Here is a 4470-nt window from a genome sequence, read left to right on the forward strand (position 1 = left end):
ACGCAATGCTTGTTTCCCTCCGCGTCGATGGCGTGGCGTTCGACCTTGTCCACGATCTGAACGCCGACAGCGACACCCTTCTTGTCGAATGCGAGTTGGGCCCGCCACCCGAGAGCAACGAGGTGCTGCTGGGGCTATTGCAGTCCAACATGCAGATGCTGCGTGCGGAGCAAGGCAGCTTCGGATTGCGGCGAGTGGGAGACGACATGGTGATCACCTTCAGCAAGCATCTGTCGTTGACTGACTGTCATGCGAGTGCCCTGCAGGCGACGATGAAGACCTTGGCGGTTCGGGCCGCAGCTTGGCGATGCGGGGCAATCTTCTGATGACTCACGAGGTTTCGAACATCAGCATCCGCAGACGGTTCGTCGGTTTGATGCGCGAGTTATGGCGGCATGAGGATGTGAGCTATGCGGAAGAAATCGTCACCGGTCAGTCGGGCGCCATCGAACTCCTGTTGAGCGTTGGTGAAGCCGATGTGCGGATCAAGCACTCGCACAAGCGGGCGGCGCAGGCGGTCCTTGAGTTTGACTTTGGTGCGCTCCCTGAGACCTGCGCCAGGGATGCCTTGTTGCACCTGCTCGAAATGAACGGTGGCCTGAATCAGCGCGGTGGGATTGGTTGCGGAATGGACACCGACGGTGCGACCGTGATCTACAGGGAGCCCGTCGACCTCGAGGGACTCGACTGCCGGGCGTTGGTGAGCCTGCTTCGTGAGCGAGGTGAACTATCGGCCATCTGGTTTGAGTCATGGCACCCCGACCCCACCGCATCTGGATCGAGCTACAGGCTGAACGCTGTCGAGCGTTTGGAATTCCACACCCCACTTTCTCAACCCACTTTGCAGACATGAAGACGAACATCCAATCCAGAAGAATTAAGAATATCCATGTTCCATCACCCAGGAAGGAGGCTGAATATCACAAGAAGCAACTGTTGCGCACGCGTTCGCGGATTGACAAGCAGGTCGCCAATCCGAATGAGGCAGTTAAAGGGAGGGATACGATAAAAAAATGGGGAAACAAGCTCGATGGTTTCGCCTACTTCACGCAGAAAAGCACGATTCAGGAGTTGGCGATGGAACTCGCCATAGAGGTAGGCCCTATCGAGGAAATGCAGGCAATTCTCCGGGGGGAGTCCGTGGATCTAAAGAAAGTCAGATCATTTTGCGATGCATGGAAGGCGGCGGAAAAAAGTGGATCCATCCAAGCACATTCTTGGTGTAAAGAGCTCGGGGAGTATGTGGATGGTCTCTTGGGAGCCGCGACGAGAGCCGAGTTTCTCTACAGCGATTGCAATCCGAAAGACATCGCGGGAAAATTCAACATCGCAGAACAGTTCGGACGAATTGTCCTGAATCCTGCCAGTCCTACTGGTTGGGGCAAGGGTGGCGTATCGCTTGCCATTCAGAAAGGGCTGAATCAGAAGGAATTCAAGCAAGCACAGCAGGCTGCCTATGCAGGGTATACCGATGAGGTGGGGCATGCCAATGTGGCCGACGCATTCGTGGTGCCAATCTCCGGTGCGATGAAGATTTTGGGGGGAAATGACAAGAGTGCCCCGGAAGCAGTCATCAGTATTAGAGGGCCGAATCGGAATGCCTGGTACGTGCTCGGTGGCAAAGTCAAGCTGCGCCAGTTGTTTCAAGGAAAGACTGCCTCGAAGCGACAAGAGCAGAAGCTCCGTGCCTGCTATGCATCCTTCTTTCAGGGTGTTCTGAAATACAACAGGGGGCGTGAGGGGTTGGAGCAGAATCCTATTCATGACCTGTCGCTGGTTCCGATCAGTGCTGGAATATTCGGATACCCTCAAAAGGACGCTGGCAGAATCATGGTGGAGATGGGGCTTGATTTCCTGGCTCGTCATCCGGAATACAAAATAAACTTCTTGGCGAATGGAGAGAAGATTGATGGAGATCCGAAGTCGACAGCGCTGAGAGATAGCATCTCGGCTGCCACGACGGCCTTCGGCGTGCCTAGTGAGTTTTCCCGCGGACGAGAATCAGAGATCGACAAAGCAAAGATAAATTTGGACAACTATACTGCTGCCGTTGCGAATTTCTCTGCAGTGGGGAAGGTGGATTTGGATAAAATAGCGAAAATTGTTACTAATAATTTTTCCGAAGTACTCCGGGAATTCAGGGCGGGTCACAATGGAACGAAATTTCAGTTGTCTCGCATCTTCCGGGGGCTGGCGGCAGCTACGCGTGGCATTGATAAGATCCTAGATAATGAAATGTTGATCGAGCTTGCGGAAGGGAATAACAGCCTTAAGGCAATAGTGAAATTCGGTGCTTTGATCGACAACAATAGAGACTGCATTGACTGGATGGGGTCGGCCCACTACGCCAACAACGTGGTTCTTGATGCCGATCAGGTAGAAAAGCTGAAGGGATTCATCAGGGAGGCACAGCAGTTGTCCGAAGAGGTGATCGGCTCAAGAAAATGGGAGCGGGCACATGTCGATCTAGTGTTTAGCGAGGACAATGAGAACTTCCAGCAATGTGAGAAGAGGGTTCGAGCGTTGTTCCCTCTGAAGGGGTCGGAGCATTCGAACTCGGCAAGCAACTGATCCGAATGCAGGGCTGGTGATCAGCGCAGGATGCCGTCGTCCACGTGGCGAATATCGGTCCTCCCACAAAACGCCATCGTCGTATCCAGCTCCTTCGCGATGACCTGCAGCGCCTTCGTCACCCCAGCCTCGCCCATCGCGCCGAGTCCGTAGATGAAGGCGCGGCCGAGCATCGTGCCCTTGGCACCGAGCGCGACGGCCTTCAGCACGTCCTGGCCGGAGCGGATCCCGCCGTCCATCCAGACCTCGATGCGTGACCCCACCGCGTCGACGATGCCCGGGAGGGCTTCGATCGACGACAAGGCGCCATCGAGCTGCCGCCCGCCGTGGTTCGACACGATCAGCGCATCGGCGCCCGTGTCGGCCGCGAGCCGGGCGTCTTCCGCATCCAGGATGCCCTTCAGGATCAGCTTGCCGCCCCAGCGCTTCTTGATCCATTCCACATCGGCCCAGCTGAGCGTCGGGTCGAACTGGTCGGCCGTCCACGAGCCCAGCGACGACATGTCGGCCACGCCCTTCACATGCCCGACGATGTTGCCGAAGGTGCGGCGCTTCGTGCCCAGCATCGCCATGCACCACTGCGGCTTGGTCGCCAGGTTGATCAGGTTCGCGATGGTCGGCTTCGGCGGTGCCGACAAGCCGTTCTTCAGGTCCTTGTGCCGTTGCCCGAGGATCTGCAGGTCCAGCGTCAGCACCAGCGCGCCGCACTTCGCGGCCTTCGCGCGATCGATCAAGCGCTCGACGAAATCCCGGTCCTTCATCACGTAGAGCTGGAACCAGAACGGCGCGGTCGTGTTGGCGGCCACGTCCTCGATCGAGCTGATGCTCATCGTCGACAGCGTGAACGGCACGCCGAATTTCTCGGCCGCGCGCGCCGCCAGGATCTCGCCGTCGGCATGCTGCATGCCGCACATGCCGATCGGCGCCAGCGCCACCGGCATCGCCACGTCGATGCCGATCATCTGCGTGCGCAGCGAGCGGTTGGCCAGGTTCACGGCCACGCGCTGGCGCAGCTTGATCTTCTGGAACTCGCTCTCGTTGGCGCGGTAGGTGCCCTCGGTGTACGAGCCGGAGTCGGCGTAGTCGTAGAACATGCGCGGCACGCGCTTCTCGGCGAGCACGCGGAGGTCTTCGATGCAGGTGATCACGGGCATGGATGGTCCTGAAATGCAGGGCAGTTCTCCGTTCGCACTGAGCCTGTCGAAGTGCCCGCGAGGTGCGCCGGCTTCGACAGGCTCAGCCCGAACGGAGGTGGGCGAGCGCCCGCCATGCTAGTCGGGGGCGGTGCCGGTTTGATCGGAAAGATCTTCCGGACTAACCCGAAACAGACGCCAGCGCTCGCGCCTCGGCAAGTGCTTCGCTCGCCACCGCACCGCAGGTGCCGCGCAGCCACCGCGCAAACTCCGCCGCCGCACCGTCGGCCGCATGCGGCAGCAGCCGGTATTGCCGCGTCGGCGTCGTCGCCAGCGCAAACAGCGGCCGCAGCGCGCCGCTCGCCAGCCACGGCCGCGCCAGGCTCGGTCGCGCCAGCACCACGCCCTGGCCGCTGACAGCCGCCTCCAGCGTCAGCCCCAGGTCGACCAGCTTCGTGCCCTGCGTCGGCTCGCCCCAGTCCAGGCCCGCCGCGCGGAACCACGGCGTCCACGGTTCGATCGGCGTGCGCAGCAAGGGCGCGTCGGCCAGGTCGGCCGGCGTGCGCAGCGGCCCCAGCCGCGCGATCAGCGAAGGCGCGGCCATCGCCATCACCACGTCGTGCATCAGCGGCGGCGCCTCGCCCACCGCATCGTCGAGGTGGCGCACCTCGATGTCGGCCTCGCTGCCCACCACGTCGAGGAACGGGATCGACAGCACGATCTCCAGCTCGACCCGCGGATGCGCCTCGGTGAACTGCTGCAGGTG

General features: G+C 60.1%; 5 protein-coding genes. 3 read left to right on the top strand and 2 right to left on the bottom strand.

Features of this window, described 5'->3' with window-relative positions; translation table 11 throughout:
• From AC1D01_RS22315 to AC1D01_RS22325, 3 genes are all read left to right on the top strand, one after another.
• A partial coding sequence (locus AC1D01_RS22315; protein ID WP_477870162.1) for a CesT family type III secretion system chaperone occupies positions 1–326 on the top strand: 326 nt, incomplete at its 5' end.
• Positions 326–853 (top strand): type III secretion system chaperone family protein, encoded by a 528-nt coding sequence (locus AC1D01_RS22320; RefSeq protein ID WP_477870164.1) that lies wholly within the window; start codon positions 326–328, stop codon positions 851–853. The genes AC1D01_RS22315 and AC1D01_RS22320, both read left to right, overlap by 1 nt.
• Complete coding sequence (locus tag AC1D01_RS22325; protein WP_477870166.1) at positions 850–2571, top strand: macro domain-containing protein; 1722 nt, start codon at positions 850–852, stop codon at positions 2569–2571. Before AC1D01_RS22320 ends, AC1D01_RS22325 begins: the two co-directional genes overlap by 4 nt.
• A 20-nt stretch (positions 2572–2591) precedes the next feature.
• Here the strand turns inward: AC1D01_RS22325 and AC1D01_RS22330 are convergent, their stop codons facing one another.
• Both AC1D01_RS22330 and AC1D01_RS22335 read right to left on the bottom strand, forming a co-directional pair.
• Positions 2592–3725 (bottom strand): alpha-hydroxy acid oxidase, encoded by a 1134-nt coding sequence (locus tag AC1D01_RS22330; protein WP_477870168.1) that lies wholly within the window; start codon positions 3723–3725, stop codon positions 2592–2594.
• 160 nt (positions 3726–3885) lie between these two features.
• Positions 3886–4470 (bottom strand): LysR substrate-binding domain-containing protein (locus tag AC1D01_RS22335; RefSeq protein ID WP_477870170.1); only part of this gene is annotated, 585 nt, incomplete at its 5' end.

The organism is Rhizobacter sp. P3_B12 (assembly GCF_056402895.1).

Bases quoted from the DNA above. Each gene is read 5' to 3' on its own strand.
- AC1D01_RS22320 (WP_477870164.1), top strand. From the start codon at position 326: ATGACTCACGAGGTTTCGAACATCAGCATCCGCAGACGGTTCGTCGGT.
- AC1D01_RS22325 (WP_477870166.1), top strand. From the start codon at position 850: ATGAAGACGAACATCCAATCCAGAAGAATTAAGAATATCCATGTTCCA.
- AC1D01_RS22330 (WP_477870168.1), bottom strand. From the start codon at position 3,725: ATGCCCGTGATCACCTGCATCGAAGACCTCCGCGTGCTCGCCGAGAAG.